Origin of the sequence: Erythrobacter cryptus DSM 12079 (assembly GCF_000422985.1) — a bacterium.
In the GTDB taxonomy this organism is placed as follows: domain Bacteria; phylum Pseudomonadota; class Alphaproteobacteria; order Sphingomonadales; family Sphingomonadaceae; genus Erythrobacter; species Erythrobacter cryptus.
In genome coordinates, this window is record NZ_AUHC01000002.1 from 295383 (window position 1) to 312515 (window position 17133).

Here is a 17133-nt window from a genome sequence, read left to right on the forward strand (position 1 = left end):
GCCGCTTGGGACGGCAAAAGCCAAGCGCCGAAGTTGCCGCTTGCGCAAGCAGCCCGGTTGCAGGATGCCTGCCAGCCATGCGGATCGTGCTGTCACGCAAGGGGTTTGACATGGCATCGGGCGGAGGGCCTTCGCCGATCGTGGATGGGCGTCCGGTCAGCCTGCCGATCCCCGACAGCAAGGGCCTCTCGCCGGTCACCTATGGCGCGCTCGGGCTGGGGGCGCTGGTGGCGCGGGCGAGCGGCGGGCGGCTGGGCGCGGGCGATGCCTGCCACCACGATCCGCTGTTCACCGCCGATGGCCAGGCCATCCTCGGCCAGTGCCATGCCGCCGAGGGCCACCTGGCGCGCCAGGGCGTGGGGGTGGGGGATGTGTTCCTGTTCTTCGGCCTGTTCGACAGTCCGGACGAAGGCCGCCACCACCGCATCTTCGGCTATCTGAAGGTCGCGAGGGTGATCGACGTGGCGACTGCCGATGCTGCTGTCCTTGCCCCCTTTCGCGCGCTTGGCCACCCCCATGCCTTTGGCCTTCATGCCGGCAATGACCGGCTCTATCTCGGGCCGGGCGCGGCAGCGCGCCGCGCGCATCCCGGGCTGCGGCTGACCGCGCTGGGAGCGCGGCCAAGCCTCTGGCGCGTGCCCGGCTTCTTTGCGCGCACCGGGCTTTCCTATCACGCCAATCCGGCGCGCTGGGGGGCGGAGGGGCAGCTCAAGGCCGCCTCGCGCGGGCAGGAATTCGTTGCCGAGGTGGGCTCGGATGCCGAGGCGCGCGCCTGGCTTGCTCAGGTGATCGCGGCCATCACAGCGGACTGAGGCTAGCCCATGGTGGGGATGACGAAGGCGTTGGAGCCATCCCCGCCGCCATCGGGCCAGCGCTGGGTGATCTTCTTGCTCTTCGTCCAGAAGCGCATCCCCTCAACGCCATATTGGTCGATATCGCCAAAGCCCGAGCGCTTCCAACCGCCGAAGGAGTGATAGGCCACCGGCACCGGGATCGGCACATTGATGCCGACCATGCCGACATTGACCCTGGCGGCAAATTCGCGCGCGGCATGGCCGTTGCGGGTGAAGATCGCCACACCATTACCATATTGGTGCTGCGAGGGCAGGCGCAGCGCCTCCTCGAAGTCAGCCGCGCGCACGATCTGGAGCACCGGGCCGAAGATCTCCTCCTGATAGGATTTCATCTGCGGCGTCACCCGGTCGATCAGCGTCGGGCCGACGAAAAAGCCCTTCTCATGCCCCTGAAGGGTGAAGCCGCGCCCGTCGATCACGATCTCGGCGCCCTCCTGTTCGGCCGTGGTGATCCACTGCTCGATGCGCGCCTTGTGCTCTGGCGTCACCACCGGGCCATAATGTGCATCGGGATCGCTCGACACACCGATCCTGAGCGCATGGATTGCCGGGATCAGCAGTTCTTTCAATCGCTCGGCGGTCTCTGCGCCCACCGGCACCACCACGGGCAGCGCCATGCAGCGCTCGCCCGCCGAGCCGTAGGCCGCGCCGACCAGATCGCTCACCACCTGATCCATATCGGCATCGGGCATCACGATCCCGTGGTTCTTGGCCCCGCCAAAGGCCTGCACCCTTTTGCCCAGCGCGCTGCCGCGGGCATAGATGTAGTGGGCAATGTCGGAGGAGCCGACAAAGCTGATCGCCGGGATGTCCGGGTGGTCGATGATCGCATCGACCATCTCCTTGTCGCCATGGACGACCTGGAGCAGCCCCTCGGGCGCTCCGGCCTTGAGGAACAGCTCAGCCAGGCGCACCGGCACGCTGGGGTCGCGCTCGGAGGGTTTCAGGATAAAGGCATTGCCCGCAGCGCACGCCATGCCGAACATCCACATCGGGATCATCGCCGGGAAATTGAACGGGGTGATGCCCGCGCCCACGCCAAGCGGCTGGCGCCAGGAATAGACATCGATCCCCGGCCCAGCGCCATGGGTGTATTCGCCCTTCATGATCTGCGGAATGCCGCAGGCATATTCGATCACTTCGAGGCCGCGCTGGATATCGCCCTTGGCATCGGCGATGGTCTTGCCGTGCTCGCTCGAAAGCAGCTCGGCAAGGCTTTGCATCTCGGCCTCGACCAGCGCCTTGAAGGCAAACATCACCCGCGCGCGGCGCTGCGGGTTGGTGACGGCCCATTGCGGCTGGACGCGCTTGGCGCTTTCCACCGCGCGGGCAAGCAGCGCCGCATCGCCAAGCGCAACCTCGGCCTGGACCTCGCCGGTCGAAGGGTTCCAGACCTGGTGCTTTCGGGTTGCGGGCGGGGTTTCGCCAAGGATGAAATGGTCGATCTGGCGCAAGCTGTGCGGCATGGGGGAGGCTCTCCTGTCCGGCCTTCCCTTTGGCGCCCAAGCCGCGCCCATGCAAGGCCCGCCGGAGGCCGCGGCTCCCCTCAAAAGTGCTTAAACGGGGCACGGCGTGGCGGCGTTCAGGCGGTCGGCGCGAAGGCGATGCGCGCTGCCGCCGCGCCCGACATGATGAAGCCGATCGGGCGCTCGGCCTCCTCGTTGAGGTGCGCGATCAGGCTGGCGGTGCGCGCGAGCAGCGAAATGCCCTTTAGCGCGGCGAGCGGGAAGCCAGCATCGAGCATCACCGCCGGGATCGCGCCGTTGACATTGATCGGCAAGGCGCGCCCGATTGCCTCGGGCAGCACCGCCTCGATGGTGCGCAGCATGGCGATGTGCTTGCCCTCCATCCCGTGCTCCCTTGCGAGCGCCAGCAGCCGGTGGGCGCGCGGATCGCCGGCGGAGTGCTGGGAGTGGCCAAAGCCCGGGATCGCCTGCTTCTCGGCCCTGAGCGCCTTGACCGCGGCGCTGGCGGCCTGAGCGGGATCGGCCCCGCTCGCCTCGGCCTCGGCAACCACCCTGGCATAGAAGCGCCCGGCCACCTCGGCGCTGCCCAGCACCACGCTGCCGCAGCCCAGCAGGCCCGCGGCCACGGCGCCGTGGAAGGCCTCGGGCGCCGCGGCAAAGGTCATGCGCGCTGCCACCACCGAGGGCACGAGGCCATGCTCGGCGATCGCGCAGAGCACCGCATTGGCAAGCGCCTGCTGCGCCTTGCTCGGCATCGCGCCGGTGACGAGCAGCCAGAAATAGCTGGTGAAGTCGAGCTCGCCGATCACCTCGCTGCACAGGACCTTGCCGCGCACGGTGATGCTGGCCTCATCCGAAGTGCAGATCGAGCTGACGGCATTGTCCTGCTTGCCGATGCGCATGGTGCGGCCTTTCGATAATCGAAGTAAATGTCGTTATGCGAAGTCTATGGAGGGCCGTGCCAGGCAAGGCAAGCAAATGGGATCACGGGGATGACCGCTCGGCCACTCGCAGGCGTCAGCGTGCTCGAAATGGGCACCTTCATCACCGGCCCGGCGGCAGGGATGCTGCTGGCCGACATGGGCGCCGAGGTGATCAAGATCGAGCAGCCCGGCACCGGCGATCCCTTCCGCGCCTTCAAGGGCGGGCTCTATTCGCCCCATTTCCAGACCTATAACCGCAACAAGCGCTCGATCACCATCGATCCCAAGAAGCCCGACGATCTCGCCGTGCTCGACCGGCTGGTCGAGGATGCGGACGTGTTCATCCAGAACTTCCGCCCCGGGGTGGCGCAGCGGCTCTATGTCGATGCCGCGCGGCTCCAGGCGATCAATCCGCGGCTCGTCTATGCCTCGATCTCGGGCTTCGGCAGCGAGTGGCCGGACCGGGATCGTCCGGCCTTCGACACCGTGGCCCAGGCCGCGAGCGGCTTTTTGAGACTGCTCGTCAATCCCGAGCATCCCCGCGTCGTCGGCCCGGCGATCGCCGATGCCATGACCGGCTTCTACACCGCGCTCGGCATTCTTGCCGCGCTCAACGAGCGCCACACCACGGGCAAGGGCCGGGTGGTGGAAACCTCGATGTTCGAGGCCATGTGCCACTTCAACCTCGATGATTTCACCCATCTGCTTTCGGCGGGCGAGGTGATGGGGCCCTATTCGAGGCCCCATGTCTCGCAAAGCTATGTGTTCCGCTGCGAGGACGGCAAGTGGCTGGCGCTGCACATGTCCTCGCCGCCGAAGTTCTGGGAGAACCTCGCCAGTGCGGTCGAGCGGCCCGACATGTTGTCCTTGCCCGCCTTTGCCACGCGCGAGGCGCGCATCGCCCATTACGAGGATGTGGTCGGCTTCCTCGCCCCGATCTTTGCCACGCGCCCGCGCGCGGAATGGTGCGAGCGGCTGACCCGGCTTGAGGTGCCCAATTCGCCCGTGCATGACAGCGCCGAGGTGCTCGCCACCGAGCAGGCCCGCGTGCTCGGCCTCGAGGTCAGCGATCCCGATGGCCCGCACGGCCCCTTCCGCACGATCCGCTTTCCCGTGAGCTTCGATGGCGCGCGGATGGACAGCGTCACCGCGCCCCCGGTATTGGGGGCTGACGATGTGGCTGTCCGCCGCAGCATCGAAAGGCCAGTGCATGGGATTCGAAGGGTCTGAGCCGGGAGGGAGCAAGAACCCCGAATATCTCTCTACGCTCGAGCGGGGCCTGCGCGTGCTCAAGGCGTTCGACGAGGATCACCCCGAGATGACCCTCTCCGAAGTCGCGGCGCGCACCGGCCTGCCTCCGGCGGTGGCGCGGCGGTGCCTGATCACCCTGGTCGATTTGGGCTATATCGGCCAGCACGATCGCCGCTTCCTGCTGCGCCCCGCGGTGCTGACGATTGGTTCGGCCTTCCTCGCCTCGATGCAGATCGAGCAGGTGGTGCTGCCGCCGCTCCAGCACCTGCGCGACCAGACCGGCGACAGCGCCAGCCTCGCGGTGCTCTCGGGCAGCGACATCCTCTATGTCGCCCATGTCTCGACCGACCGGCGCTTTCGCGTCGCCGCCGGGGTGGGCACGCGCTTTCCCTTCCACGCCACCTCGATGGGCAAGGCCATGGCCGCGCACCTGCCCGCTGCCGAGCGGGAGGCCCTGCTTTCCCGCGCGCCCTTCCCGCGCTTCACCGAGCGCACCGTGACCGAGCCGGCGGCGATGGCCGAGCGGCTCGCGCTGGTGGCCGAGCGCGGCTATGATTCGGCGCTCGACGAGCTTGATTATGGCATCGTCTCGGTGGCGGTGCCGATCTTCGGACGGGCCGGCGCGGTGATCGCGGCGATCAATTGTTCCACCTCGACCACGCGCATCTCGCAGGACGAGCTGGTGCGCACCCGCCTGCCGCTGCTGCGCGCTGCGGCCGGCGAGATCGAGGCAGCGCTGAAGCGCTGGCCCGCGCTCGAGGCCTCGCTGCGCCCCTGAGCGCGCCGCGCGCCGCGCGATGCACTGCCCGGCACGGGCCCTACCACCTCGGACTGGCAACCGCGCTGGCGCCCCGGCGGCGACGTACAGCGCTGCGCGTTGTTGGCGCGCGTGACCGCAAGGCCACAGCCACAAGATTTCGCATATCGAAGTTAAAGTCGCATTACGAAGTTTCTAACCGACATTGCGGGAGGGGTCGCATAAAGCGCGGCGCAAATGCGCCCAGAAGGGGAGAGAAGCATGATCCAACCCGGCACCCGCCGTGCAGGCCCTGGCGTGATCGCGCGCGCCGGCCGCAGCCGTGTGAGCACCCTTGCCAGCACCCTCGCGCTCGCCGCCGCGGCGCTGGCCACCGCGCCGCTCGCGGCGCAGGAGAGCGCGACCGAGCCGGCCGAGGAAGGGCTTGGCGAGTAAGGCATCATCGTCACCGGTCTGCGCCGTTCCGCCGCGCTCGAGGATGCGCCGGTGGCGATCACCGCCTTCGATTCGCAGGCGATCCAGAACGCCGGGATCGAGCGCCCGGGCGATTTCATCGCGCTCACCCCCAATGTCACGCTGGTCGAGGCCCAGAACGCCGGCAACGCCTTCGTCATCATCCGCGGCATCACCCAGAACCGCACTTCCGAACCCAGCGTCGCGGTGATCGTCGATGGGGTGCAGCAGGTGAACCCGGCGCAGTTCAACCAGGATCTGTTCGACATCGAGCAGATCGAGGTGCTCAAGGGCCCGCAGGGCGGGCTTTACGGCCGCAACGCCATCGGCGGGGCGATCATCATCACCACCAAGAAGCCGACCGACGAATTTTCCGGTAACATCACCGCCGGGATCGACAATGGCTTTGGCTATTTCCTGCGCGGCGGGATCACCGGGCCGCTGGCCGAGAAAGTCAAGTTCCGCATCGCCGGATCTTGGTATGACACCGAGGGCTTCATCCCCAACACCTTCCTCGGCGAGGATGTCGATCCGGTCGAGGATTTCTCGCTGCGCGCCAACCTGCTCGTCGAGGCTTCGGACCGGTTGGCCTTCGACCTGCGCGGGTCCTTGAACCAGCTGCGCACCCAGGGCCTCTATTACAACATCGTCGGTGATGTGAACACGGTGGCCCCGGGCAGGGTCAACAACCCCGGTCAGAATGACCGCGACATCTACAACCTTGCCCTGCGCATCGAATATGCCGGTGACAACGCGCCGTTCACCTCGGTCTCCTCCTATGACACGCTCGAGGAGATCCTCACCGGCGATGCCTTCGACTTCCTGCCGGTGGTGCCCGGCGTGCCCCAGGTGCAGAGCGGCGAGGTGCGCACCGCGGTGTTCGACGACTGGCAGCCCAAGCTCACGCTCACCTGGACGCCCGATCCTGACCTCACCATCTATGGCGGCTTTTCGCGCGGCTTCCGCTCGGGCGGCTTCAACCAGACCGGGGTGGGGGCCGAGGCGATCAACAACAACATCGTCAGCGTGGGCGATATCTTCCGCGCCGAGACCGCCGACACCTTCGAGATCGGCGCCAAGGGGCGGATCGGCCCGGTGCGCCTCGCCGGCGCGGCCTATACCACGCTCTCGAAGAACTCCTATTTCTTCGTCTTCCTCGCCCAGTCCTCGACCCAGAACCGCGGCAATATCCCCAAGACCCGGATCAACGGCTTCGAGCTTGAGGCGAGCGCGCGGCGTGCCCCCCATTTCGATGTCAATGCCGCGATCGGGGTGACCGACGGCGAGATCAAGGAATTTCCCGATCCCACGGTGATCGGCAACGAAGCGCCGCAGATCAGCCGCTATACCCTCAATCTCGGCGCGCAATATTCAGGGCCGCTTTCGGGCGATGTCGATGGGCTGCTGCGGATCGACTATCGCCGCACCGGGCGCACCTGGTGGGAACCCTTCAACACCACCGTGCGCCAACCGGTCGATGTGGTCGATGCACGCGCGGGGGTGACGATCGGCGGCGTGTCGATCACCGCCTTTGCGCAAAACCTGTTCGACGAGACCTACAATGCCGAATTCTCTCCCGGAGGCTTCGTCTTCCGCGCCCGGCCGCGGCGCTTCGGGGTGGAAGTGGGCTACAGGTTCTATGCGGAGCAAGACGATGACCAAGGTGCTGGTGCTCTACTATTCGAGCTATGGCCATATCGAGGCGATGGCCGCCGCCGTGGCCGAGGGCGCAGCGAGCGTCCCCGGCACTGAGGTCGTGGTCAAGCGCGTGCCCGAGCTGGTGCCCGAGGAGGTCGCAAGAGGTGCGGGGATGAAGACCGATCAGGCCGCGCCGATCGCCAGCCCCGAGGAGCTTGCCGATTATGATGCGATCATCTTCGGCACGCCCACGCGCTTCGGCAACATGGCCGCGCAGATGCGCAATTTCCTCGATCAGACCGGGGGGCTGTGGTTCCAGCGCAAGCTGGTCGGCAAGGTCGGCAGCGTGTTCGTTTCCACCGCCAGCCAGCACGGCGGGCAGGAAACCACGATCACCTCGTTCCACACCACCCTGTTGCACCACGGAATGGTGATCGTCGGCCTGCCCTATACCTTTGCCGGCAATTCGGAGATGGGCGAGATCAGCGGCGGCACCCCCTATGGCGCCTCGACGCTGGCCGGCAATGATGGCGGCCGCATGCCCAGCGACAACGAGCTGGCCGGCGCGCGTTTCCAGGGGGCGCATGTCGCCGCGATCGCGGCCAAGCTGGCCGCCTGAGGATGAAGGGAGAGACGATGATGACGAGGATCCTGGCCAATCGCCTGCACCACACCGCCTATGTCACCAAGGATCTCGAGGCGACGCGCGCCTTCTATGAGGACGTGCTCGGCTTCCCGCTGATGGCCACCTATTGCGAGAAGGACGAGCTGTTCGGCAAGGAGCGCACCTATTGCCACTGCTTCTTCGAGCTCGCCGATGGCAGCGCGCTCGCCTTCTTCCAGTTTGCCGATCCTGCCGACCAGGCCGAGTTCGGCTCCGAAATCCCCTCCAGCCCCTTCATCCACATCGCGCTGCATGTCGATGCCGAGGGCCAAGCCGAGCTTGCCCGGCGCATTGCCGCTGCCGGGCTCACCGAGCCGCAGACCTATGTGCTCGAGCATGGCTATTGCCGCTCGCTCTATGTCACCGATCCCAACGGCATGATCCTCGAGTTCACCTGCGACGATCCGCGCGCCGCCCCGCTCGATGCCGAGCGCCGGGCCAGCGCCCATGCCGAGCTCAAGCGCTGGCTGGCGGGCGATCACCGCAACAACAATCCCTTCCGCGCCGCCGAAGCGGCCTGACCGGGCGGGGGCGGGCGTGCAAGGCAGGATGCTCTCTGCGCGCCTGCCCGATCCGGCCGCGCTCGAGCACGGCGAGGTCGCGGTGGCGGGCGGCACGGTGCCGATCGCCATGGCCGGCGAGGGGCCGCCGCTGATCCTGCTCCACGGCTGGAGCCTCGATCACCGCATGTGGCGCCCGCAGGTGGCGGGCCTTGCGCGCCGCTTCTTCCTCATCATGCCCGATCGGCGCGGCTGCGGACGCGCCAGCGCGCCGCCCGATCTGCTGCGCGAAGCCGACGGTGTGATCGCGATTGCCGACTTTCTCGGGCTCGATCGCTTTGCCCTTGCCGGGCTGTCGCGCGGGGCGGTGGTGGCGCTCGATGTCGCGCGGCGCCACCGCGCGCGGCTCAGAGCCCTTGCGGTTTCGGGGGGCGCCGCTGCCGGCGCTGGTGCCGCGCGATGAGGCGATCGATCTGGCCCGCTTCACCGCGCTGGCGGCCGCGGGCGATCTTGCGCAGCTGCGCGCCGAATGGGCCGCCCATCCGCTGATGCAGACCCGCAGCCCCGAGGCCGCGGCTTTGGTGGCTGAAATACTCGCCGATTATGATGCGCGCGATCTCCTCGCGCCCTCGGCCATGCCTGGCTTCCCGCGCGAGGTGCTCGCCAGCCTGATGATGCCGGTGCTGAGCATGACCGGGGCGGATGACACGCCCTGGCGGCGGGCCTGCGCGCGCGCCTTTGCCGCCATCGCCCCGCGCGCCCGCCACCTTGAATTGCCTGGCGCCGGCCACCTTGCCAATCTCGACAATCCCGGCGCCTTCAACGATGCGCTTGCCGGCTTCTCCCACACGGGGGTCTTGTCATGAGCGAACAGCGCTTTCTCACCACCCATGTCGGCAGCCTGCCGCGCCCGGACGCGCTGCTCGATCTGGTCTTCACGCGCGAATCGGGCGAGGTGGTGAGCGAGGCCGCCTTCGAGGCCGCCTTCGAGGCCGCGGTCGAGGAAGCCACCGCCCATGTCGTCAGGCGCCAGATCGAGGCGGGCCTTGCCATCATCAATGATGGCGAGCAGTCGAAGCCTTCCTATGCCACCTATATCAAGCACCGTCTCTCGGGCTTTGGTGGCGAGGCGGGGCAATATGAATTCGCCGATCTTGAGGCCTTCCCCGGGGCCAAGGCCCAGGTGTTCGGCAACAAGGGCCGCGCCAGGCGTTCCGCGCCCGCCTGCACCGCGCCGATCGAGGTGATCGACATGGAAGCCCCGCGAAAGGATGCCGAGCGCCTGAAGCGCCTCGCGGGTGGCCATGCCACCTTCATGTCCGCCGCCTCGCCGGGGGTGACCGCGCTGTTCTTTTCCAACCAGTTTTATACAAGCGACGAGGAATATGTCTTTGCCCTCGCCGAGGGGCTGCGCCACGAATACGAGACCATCGCCGCGGCGGGCATCACCCTGCAGGTCGATTGCCCCGATCTTGCCATGGGCCGCCACGTGCAGTTCACGCACCTCAGCCTCGAAGACTTCCGCAAGCGCATCGGCATGAATGTCGCCGCCTTGAACCACGCGCTGCGCAACATCCCCGCCGAACAGCTGCGCATGCACCTGTGCTGGGGCAATTACCCGGGGCCGCACCACTGCGATGTCGCCCTGGGCGAGATTGCCGATATCGTCTGGCAAGCCAAGCCGCAGACCGTGCTGCTCGAGGGGGCCAATCCCCGCCATGCGCACGAATTTGCCTTCTTTGCCGATCACCCGCTGCCCGATGACAAGATCCTCTGCCCCGGCATGGTCGAGCCGCAAAGCCCCTATATCGAGCACCCCGAACTCATCGCCCAGCGCATCGGCCGCTATGCCGATCTGCTCGGGGCCGAAGGGGTGATGGCGGGGGTGGATTGCGGCTTTTCGGTCCATGCGGGCAGCAATGTCCTCGATCGCGAGGTGGTCTGGGCCAAGCTCGCCGCGCTGGCCGAAGGTGCGGCCATCGCCAGCGCGCGCTATTTCTGAAAGGCGCCGCCGCTTGCCGCCCACTGCCCGGCGCGGCTAACACGGCCGGGATGACCGCGCCGCCAACACCCTTCACGCTCCATGCCACCCTGGTCGAGAATGGCACGGTGCGCCGCCTCGATCCGCACGCGGCGGCGCTCTATGCCGGGCCGGGGTTTGTCTGGCTTCATGTCGAAGGGGCGGCCGGGGCGAGCCTTGCCGATCTGCCGGCCCATGTCCCGCCGATGGCGGCCAATGCCCTGCTGGCGAGCGAGACCCGCCCGCGCTGCGATGCGGTGGATGCGGGCGCGCTCATCAACCTGCGCGGCACCGCGGCCGATACCATGCAGGACAGCGACGGATTGGTCTCGATCCGCGTGTGGGTCGAGGCGCGGCGGGTGACCTCGGTCAGCCGCCACCGCCTCGCCGCGCTCGGCAAGGTCGAGGCGGCGGTTGCGGCCGGGCGGATCGTCGATGGCGGGGATTTCGTCGCCGCGCTGGCGCAGGCGATTTCGGGCGTGCTCGATCCCGAAGTCGCCGCGCTCGGCGATGCGCTCGATGATTGCGAGGAGATGCTCGACGGGGGCGATATCTACGCGCTGCGCCGTCAGATCGCGCGGCTGCGCAGCCAGGCGATCGTGCTGCGCCGCTTTGTCGCGCCCGATCGTGATGCCCTGGGGGCGATGGCGCAGCTCGATTTTCCCTGGATCAGCAAGGAAGACCGGCTGCACCTGCGCGAGGCGGCGGATCGCTTTGCCCGCATGGCCGAGGAACTGGAGGCGGTGCGCGAGCGTGCCGCGCTGCTGCACGAGCAGCTCACCGATCTGCGCGCCGAGATGATCGACAAGCGCAGCCTGGCGATTGCGGTGGTGGCCTTCATCTTCCTGCCGCTCACCTTCATCACCGGGCTTCTGGGCATGAATGTCGAGGGCATCCCCTATGCCAGCCACCCCTGGGCCTTCTGGGGCGTGGTTGCCTTCTGCGTTCTGGTGGGCCTTGCGGTGCTGGGCTGGTTTGCCCTGCGCCAATGGCTCAACGACTGAGCCGCAACACGGCCATCCCCCGGGCCGCACAGCAAGGCGCTGGAGCGGGTGAAGGGAATCGAACCCTCGTCGTAAGCTTGGGAAGCTTCTGCTCTACCATTGAGCTACACCCGCATTGCGCGCGCCATTGCGGCCGGCAGGGCGCAAGCTCCTTGCCGCGGAGCGGGCGCTTGGTCAACGGGTTTTTGCAAGAGCAAAGAGGCCACCGCCGGCCCGCCCGCAAGGCGCGCGATGCCGAGGCGTCCCACCTTGCATCTGCGCCCGGCTGGCCGGTCAAGCGCTCTTGTTGCGCTGCAGCAAGGAACGCGCGCCTTGGCTCGGGGCGCGGCTTCATCGCCGATGCGGCATGGGAGCCTGTGCGATCAGGCCAAAGGCGGAGGGGCGGATGTTGTCATAAAACGCCTGAATCCTGTGGCGCTTGTGCAACATCCTTCCTGCAATCGTGTGCAAACCCAAGGTTTTCTGCAGATCGATGGCACTCGCGTGGCATGGCTGCGTTGCAAACATGGCAACAACAAGGGGTAGCCTTCATGCGTTTTCGTACCTTGCTTCTCGCCTCTCTGGTGATCCCGGCGGCTCCGGCCCTCGCGCAGGATGCCGAAGCCGCAGTCGAGGAGAGCGGCCAGCCGATCATCGTCACCGGCTCGCGCCGAGCAGACCGCACCGTGGGGGACAGCGCCGTGCCGATCGACGTAATCGGGGCCGAGCAGCTCCAGAACTCGGGCTTGACCGAGACCGCGCGGCTGCTGCGCGATCTGGTGCCCAGCCTCAACTTCCCCCAGCCCTCGATCACCGATGGCACCGACGTGATCCGCCCGGCCACGCTGCGCGGCCTTGGTGCGGACCAGACGCTGGTGCTGATCAATGGCAAGCGCCGTCATGTTTCGGCGCTGCTCAACATCAACGGCTCGGTCGGACGCGGCACGCAGGCGGTTGATCTTAACTTCATTCCGTCCTCCGCGATCCGCCAGGTCGAGGTGCTGCGCGATGGGGCCGCGGCGCAATATGGTTCGGACGCGATCGCCGGGGTCATCAACTTCCAGCTCAATAATGCCAGCCAAGGCGCGCGCTTTGCCGCCACCTATGGCGGCTATGTCACCGCGATTGATGGGGTCAACAAGATCACCGGGCTGGCGCTTGATGCCAATGGTCGGCCGACCTTCGCGCCCGATGGCACGCTCGCTGTGGTCGATACCGGCAAGAAGCTCAATGTGAGCGACGGGGGGGTGCTCACGCTCAGTTCCAATTTCGGCCTGCCGCTCGGCGATGGGGGCTTTGTCAACCTCACCGCCGAATATCGCGACCGCGACGATACCAACCGCACCGGATATGACCGGCGACCGCAATATAATATCGTGGGCGGGGTGCTTGATCCGCGCGAGCTCACCTTCAACCGTCGCTCGCACCGCTATGGTGACGCGCGGGTGGAAGATTTCTCGCTGTTCGCCAACTCCGGCCTGCCGGTTGGCGATGGGATCGAGCTTTACGCCTTTGGCGGCTATGGTGAGCGGCGCGGCAATTCGGCCGGGTTCTATCGCCGCGCCTCTGACACGCGCAATGTCATCGCCATCTATCCTGATGGCTTTTTGCCCGAGATCGATACGCTGACCAAGGACTGGGCGATCACCGGCGGTATTCGCGGCGAGCTGGCTGGATGGGATTTCGACCTGTCGACCCAATATGGCCGCAACAAGGTCAATTTCCGGGTGCTCAACTCGGTCAATGCCTCGCTGGGTGCGGCCAGCCCGACCGAGTTCAGGGCCGGGGGGCTGGTTTACAGCCAGTGGATCAGCAACTTCGATGTCACCCGCGAGATCGAGAGGCTATTCACGCGCACCACGCTGGCCTTCGGGCTGGAATATCGGCGCGAGACCTTCCAGGTGCGCCCGGGTGAGCCGGACAGCTTCCGCGCCGGGCCGGTGACCATCAACCAGAACAACCCGCTCAACTCCAGCACTGCCGGGGCGGCGCCGGGCAGCCAGGTGTTCCCCGGTTTTCAGCCGACCATCGGCGGGGTTTCGGTGGTGGATGTCAACGCGCGCAACAATGTCTCGGCCTATGTCGAGCTGGATATTGACCTCATCCCGCAATGGAATTTGCAACTGGCCGGTCGTTATGAGGACTATTCGGATTTCGGCAGCGACTGGAATGGCAAGCTGGCCACGCGCTTCGAGCTGGCCGAGTGGCTGGCGCTGCGCGGTGCGGTCTCGACCGGCTTTCGCGCACCGGGCCTTGCGCAACAGTTCTTTGCTGCATCGGCAACCAACAATGTCGCCGGCGTGCTGGTCGATGCGGTGACATTGCCGGTCGGCAACCCGGTGGCGCAGGCCCTTGGCGCCTCACCGCTCAAGGCCGAAACCGCGGTCAACTGGTCGCTGGGCGCAGTGCTTTCGCCGGTGGATGGCTTGAACCTCACGGTCGACTGGTTCCAGATCGACATTGATGACCGCATCGTGCTGACCGAAAACCTCACCGCCACCCGCGATGCCAATGGCAATCCCAGCGGCAGCGGCACCGGCAGGGCGATCGCGCAAATCCTCAATGATGCGGGCTTTACCAACATTTCGGCGGCGCGGTTCTTCATCAACGGGATCGACACCCGCACCCGCGGGATCGATGCGATTGCCACCTATTCGCTCCCGGTGGGCAGCGAGGGCAAGCTCAACCTCACGGCCGGCTACAACTGGACCGACAACAAGATCACCGGCCGCAATGCCGTGCCCGGCGCGCTCAACCAGGTGCCGGGGATCGTCCTGTTCGGGCGGCTCGAATCGCTGCGGATCGAGGAAGGCCAGCCGCGCAACCGGATCAATCTCGGGTTGGACTATAGCCAGAACTGGGCTTCGCTGACGCTGCGTGCCAACCGCTTCGGTCGGGTGCTCTCGCCGGGCAATGATCCCTTCACCGATCTGGTGATTGATCCTGACTGGGTGGTGGATGCCGAAGTCCGCGTCGAACCGATCACCGGGCTCGAGGTGGCGGTGGGGGCGAACAACCTGTTCGACCAATATCCCACGGCCAATCCCACCGGGGTGGGCACCGATCCGGTGACCGGGGCGCCGCGCAACTATTCGGCCAACAACTACTTCCTGCCGTTCTCGAGCTTTTCACCCTACGGCTTCAATGGTCGCTTCCTCTATGCGCGGGTGAGCTACCAGTTCTGATCAAGGCGCGGCGCGGCGGGCCTCATTCGGCGATCCGCCGCGCCGGGCCGAGCGCCTGGGCGGCGATCTCCTGGCGGTGGAAGGGCAGGCGGTGCCAGCGCTTGGCGGCATAGGCGCGGGTCTGATCGGCAAAGTGGGGTGAGGCCGGATTGGTGGACTGGGCGTAGCTCAGGATCGCCTCGGCCACGGGCCCTCTCTCATCGAAGCTGACGATCTGGATGTAGCTGGTGCCATGCACCGGCACCAGGGCCCCGCCGCCGGGCAAGGGGCGGGCGTCCTGATGATTGAGCACTCCGGCCGTGCCCGGGCCGCCGTGAATCGGGATGCGCTCTGCCCCCACAGGTCGGATCTGGACCGTGCCCCAGGGGGCATCGAGCGCGATCTGCGCGGCGTCAAGCTCCTCGACCGCCTCGCCGAGCACGGCCAGCAACCTCGCTTCCAGCTTCTCGCTCGCAAGGTCGCGCGGGGTGTGGAGCGGATCGACAGGGTCGAAAGGCACCGCCCACAACCCGGGAAGCTTGGCCGCCCGCGCCCAGAAGGCGCGGAACAGCGCCGCACCGCGGCTGTCGATCTCGAAGCGACGATCCCACCCCTTGATCGCCGCACAGCCGCGCGCCGCCGCCGCTTCCGGCGCTTCGGCCCGGGCGCACAGCGCGAGCAGATCGTCCAGCACCAAATCAGCCGCCAGGCTCTTGTTGGCGAAGACCAGCATCTTGGCGGCGGCATGATCGATTGGGCCGGCAGCCAGCAGCGCCTCGGTCTCGATGAAGTTCGAGCGGCTGCGCAGGCTGAGTTCGGCGCGGTGGCGCCCGAGGATCGGCGAGAGCGGCGCATGCGGCGCGCGCGGATTGGCAAGCCAGTAACTGTCGTTTGAGTTGGTGAGATAGTCGCGGCGGATCGTGGCTGCCTGATCGGCAGCGGGCATCAGTCCGGGGACTGGCGTGTCGGCGGCCACGTCCCAGGCACAGACGCTGCGGGTTCCGTCGAGCAGGGTGACGAGCGGGGCCAGCAGCGCCGAAAAAGGCGTGGCGCAGGCGGCGACCTTTTCCGCCGAGACGTTGGGCACGGCGGTGATATCGGCGATCAGCGCCTCGCCCTTGCGATCGGCAGCGATGGTGTTGACCCAGGGAATGCCGAGCGTCGCGCTCACCGCCGCCTTGATCTCTACGACACTGCGCGCCTTGCCGATGGCGAGCCAGGTGGCAATCCCCCGGGAATTGCCGCGGTTGGCATCCATCAGCGCATAGGCATTGGTGGCGCTCCAGGTAAGGCCGTTCTGCGGGGCGGCCACCACCGGGCCGAAGCGGGTGGTGTAAAGCGTGCGGGTGAGCGGCGGCGTGCCTTCGGGCATGGGCACGGTGATGCGCCGCGGCTCCATCGCGATGGACTGGCCATCGACGAGGTAGCGGGTGGGGTCAGCCGGATCGAGCGCAAGCTGGTAGAGCGTGAAATGCCGGGCAGCGGTGACGGTGTGGGTCCAGGCCACATCGCGGTTGAAGCCCAGCGTCGGGATCGGGCTGCCGGCGATGCCCACGCCCATCACGTCATAGCCATCCGGCCCGGTGACATGCATCTGCCAGAACCGGCTTGGCCCGTTCCAGGGAAAGTGCGGATTGCCGATCAGGAGCCCGCGCCCATCGGCGGTGGCCTCGCCGCCGAAGGCCCAGCCATTGCTGCCAAGCCCCAGTTCGCCCGGACGCGGCAGCGCGGCCGGGGTGCCGCGCGCGGCCTGCGGCGGGGTGGCTCCGGGCGGCGCGGCATTGGCAAGCGCCGGGGCGAGCGCCAGCGAACTGGCGAGCAGCATCTGCTTTTCGGTCAGGCGCAGCACGTCATCAAGGGTGATCGGGCGCACCCAGGCCTTGCCCCGGCATTCGGCGGGCACGCGCTCGTGGCCGAGGTCGCGCAGATGGCGGTTGTAGCCGGCGACATAGCCCTCGGCGAGCTGGCGCACCGCGCGTGGCTGCTGCGCCGCGGCGGCGCGCAGCGCCGGCAGATCGATCGCGGCGCGAAAGAACAGGTCCGAGGAAAGGTTGTCGACCTCCTGAAACCCCAGCACCGCCTTGCCCTCGGGGCCGAAGAAGCGCGAGCGCTCTCCTGCCACGGTGGCGAATTCCTCGGCCAGCAGGCACAGATTGTCCTCGGCATAGGCATAGGCCACGCCGTAGCCGACCGAGCGCCAGTCACGCGCCTCGATATGGGGGATTCCATAGGTGGTGCGGGTGATGCGTGCCTCGAGGCGCGGCTTGGCCGCCAGGCCCGGCCCCATCGCCAGCGCCAGAGCAGCCGCCGCGGCGGCCCATCCAAAGGTGCCCTTCATGTCCCGTCCCTCATGCGCGCGCCCGTGATCAGCGCTTCGGCTGGGGAGCCTAGGCGATCAGACCGCGCATGGCAAAGGGGCGCCCCGCCGCTTGGCAGAGCGCCCCCGATAAAGTGCCCGCG

General features: G+C 67.3%; 15 protein-coding genes and 1 tRNA gene. 12 read left to right on the top strand and 4 right to left on the bottom strand.

Annotation, left to right across the window (positions count from 1 at the left end; genetic code table 11):
• The first annotated feature begins 77 nt into the window (after window positions 1-77).
• Window positions 78-812 carry an Nmad3 family putative nucleotide modification protein gene (locus G524_RS0104255; RefSeq protein ID WP_027442597.1) on the top strand — a complete coding sequence of 245 codons (735 nt, stop codon included), beginning with the start codon at window positions 78-80 and terminating at the stop codon, window positions 810-812.
• Between the two features lie 2 nt (window positions 813-814).
• Here G524_RS0104255 and G524_RS0104260 read toward each other — a convergent pair whose 3' ends face one another.
• Together G524_RS0104260 and G524_RS0104265 are read right to left on the bottom strand one after the other, a co-directional pair.
• Window positions 815-2308 carry a CoA-acylating methylmalonate-semialdehyde dehydrogenase gene (locus G524_RS0104260; protein WP_027442598.1) on the bottom strand — a complete coding sequence of 498 codons (1494 nt, stop codon included), beginning with the start codon at window positions 2306-2308 and terminating at the stop codon, window positions 815-817.
• Between the two features lie 128 nt (window positions 2309-2436).
• Window positions 2437-3222: a citryl-CoA lyase gene (locus G524_RS0104265; RefSeq protein ID WP_027442599.1), complete on the bottom strand. Its 786-nt coding sequence runs from the start codon at window positions 3220-3222 to the stop codon at window positions 2437-2439.
• Between the two features lie 90 nt (window positions 3223-3312).
• Between G524_RS0104265 and G524_RS0104270 the strand changes: the two genes are divergently transcribed.
• The 10 genes from G524_RS0104270 (at window position 3313) to G524_RS0104310 (ending at window position 11530) form a co-directional block, all read left to right on the top strand.
• Complete coding sequence (locus G524_RS0104270) at window positions 3313-4473, top strand: CaiB/BaiF CoA transferase family protein (RefSeq protein ID WP_027442600.1); 1161 nt, start codon at window positions 3313-3315, stop codon at window positions 4471-4473.
• On the top strand, window positions 4454-5272 hold the full coding sequence (locus tag G524_RS0104275) for an IclR family transcriptional regulator domain-containing protein (RefSeq protein WP_027442601.1): 819 nt from the start codon (window positions 4454-4456) through the stop codon (window positions 5270-5272). The genes G524_RS0104270 and G524_RS0104275 overlap by 20 nt, the downstream gene beginning before the upstream one ends.
• A 240-nt stretch (window positions 5273-5512) precedes the next feature.
• Window positions 5513-5686 (top strand): hypothetical protein, encoded by a 174-nt coding sequence (locus G524_RS17165; protein ID WP_245561284.1) that lies wholly within the window; start codon window positions 5513-5515, stop codon window positions 5684-5686.
• 18 nt (window positions 5687-5704) lie between these two features.
• The gene (locus tag G524_RS14935) at window positions 5705-7456 is read left to right on the top strand and encodes a TonB-dependent receptor (protein ID WP_281170487.1); all 1752 of its coding nucleotides are present in this window, start codon (window positions 5705-5707) and stop codon (window positions 7454-7456) included.
• Window positions 7359-7961 (top strand): NAD(P)H:quinone oxidoreductase, encoded by a 603-nt coding sequence (wrbA, locus tag G524_RS0104285; RefSeq protein WP_027442602.1) that lies wholly within the window; start codon window positions 7359-7361, stop codon window positions 7959-7961. The genes G524_RS14935 and wrbA overlap by 98 nt, the downstream gene beginning before the upstream one ends.
• A gap of 17 nt (window positions 7962-7978) precedes the next feature.
• A complete protein-coding gene (locus G524_RS0104290) occupies window positions 7979-8527 on the top strand; it encodes a VOC family protein (protein WP_027442603.1) in 549 nt (182 codons plus the stop codon).
• A gap of 28 nt (window positions 8528-8555) precedes the next feature.
• Window positions 8556-8969 (top strand): alpha/beta fold hydrolase, encoded by a 414-nt coding sequence (locus G524_RS14940; RefSeq protein WP_027442604.1) that lies wholly within the window; start codon window positions 8556-8558, stop codon window positions 8967-8969.
• Entirely contained in the window at window positions 8956-9372 is a 417-nt protein-coding gene (locus tag G524_RS16255) for an alpha/beta fold hydrolase (protein ID WP_156894006.1), read from the top strand. Before G524_RS14940 ends, G524_RS16255 begins: the two co-directional genes overlap by 14 nt.
• Complete coding sequence (locus G524_RS0104305) at window positions 9369-10508, top strand: cobalamin-independent methionine synthase II family protein (RefSeq protein WP_027442606.1); 1140 nt, start codon at window positions 9369-9371, stop codon at window positions 10506-10508. The genes G524_RS16255 and G524_RS0104305 overlap by 4 nt, the downstream gene beginning before the upstream one ends.
• A 50-nt stretch (window positions 10509-10558) precedes the next feature.
• A complete protein-coding gene (locus tag G524_RS0104310) occupies window positions 10559-11530 on the top strand; it encodes a zinc transporter ZntB (RefSeq protein ID WP_027442607.1) in 972 nt (323 codons plus the stop codon).
• A gap of 40 nt (window positions 11531-11570) precedes the next feature.
• Here G524_RS0104310 and G524_RS0104315 read toward each other — a convergent pair.
• Window positions 11571-11644, bottom strand: a tRNA-Gly gene (locus tag G524_RS0104315).
• Window positions 11645-12060: 416 nt separating this feature from the next.
• Here G524_RS0104315 and G524_RS0104320 point away from each other — a divergent pair.
• Window positions 12061-14694 carry a TonB-dependent receptor plug domain-containing protein gene (locus G524_RS0104320; protein ID WP_027442608.1) on the top strand — a complete coding sequence of 878 codons (2634 nt, stop codon included), beginning with the start codon at window positions 12061-12063 and terminating at the stop codon, window positions 14692-14694.
• 22 nt (window positions 14695-14716) lie between these two features.
• On the opposite strand, the gene G524_RS0104325 is transcribed toward G524_RS0104320, so the two are convergent.
• The gene (locus G524_RS0104325) at window positions 14717-17011 is read right to left on the bottom strand and encodes a penicillin acylase family protein (RefSeq protein ID WP_027442609.1); all 2295 of its coding nucleotides are present in this window, start codon (window positions 17009-17011) and stop codon (window positions 14717-14719) included.
• Window positions 17012-17133: the final 122 nt, after the last annotated feature.

Coding starts and splice junctions, on each gene's coding strand:
- G524_RS0104255 (WP_027442597.1), top strand. CDS start 78: ATGCGGATCGTGCTGTCACGCAAGGGGTTTGACATGGCATCGGGCGGA.
- G524_RS0104265 (WP_027442599.1), bottom strand. CDS start 3,222: ATGCGCATCGGCAAGCAGGACAATGCCGTCAGCTCGATCTGCACTTCG.
- G524_RS0104270 (WP_027442600.1), top strand. CDS start 3,313: ATGACCGCTCGGCCACTCGCAGGCGTCAGCGTGCTCGAAATGGGCACC.
- G524_RS0104275 (WP_027442601.1), top strand. CDS start 4,454: ATGGGATTCGAAGGGTCTGAGCCGGGAGGGAGCAAGAACCCCGAATAT.
- G524_RS17165 (WP_245561284.1), top strand. CDS start 5,513: ATGATCCAACCCGGCACCCGCCGTGCAGGCCCTGGCGTGATCGCGCGC.
- wrbA (WP_027442602.1), top strand. CDS start 7,359: ATGACCAAGGTGCTGGTGCTCTACTATTCGAGCTATGGCCATATCGAG.
- G524_RS0104290 (WP_027442603.1), top strand. CDS start 7,979: ATGATGACGAGGATCCTGGCCAATCGCCTGCACCACACCGCCTATGTC.
- G524_RS14940 (WP_027442604.1), top strand. CDS start 8,556: ATGCTCTCTGCGCGCCTGCCCGATCCGGCCGCGCTCGAGCACGGCGAG.
- G524_RS0104305 (WP_027442606.1), top strand. CDS start 9,369: ATGAGCGAACAGCGCTTTCTCACCACCCATGTCGGCAGCCTGCCGCGC.
- G524_RS0104310 (WP_027442607.1), top strand. CDS start 10,559: ATGACCGCGCCGCCAACACCCTTCACGCTCCATGCCACCCTGGTCGAG.
- G524_RS0104320 (WP_027442608.1), top strand. CDS start 12,061: ATGCGTTTTCGTACCTTGCTTCTCGCCTCTCTGGTGATCCCGGCGGCT.
- G524_RS0104325 (WP_027442609.1), bottom strand. CDS start 17,011: ATGAAGGGCACCTTTGGATGGGCCGCCGCGGCGGCTGCTCTGGCGCTG.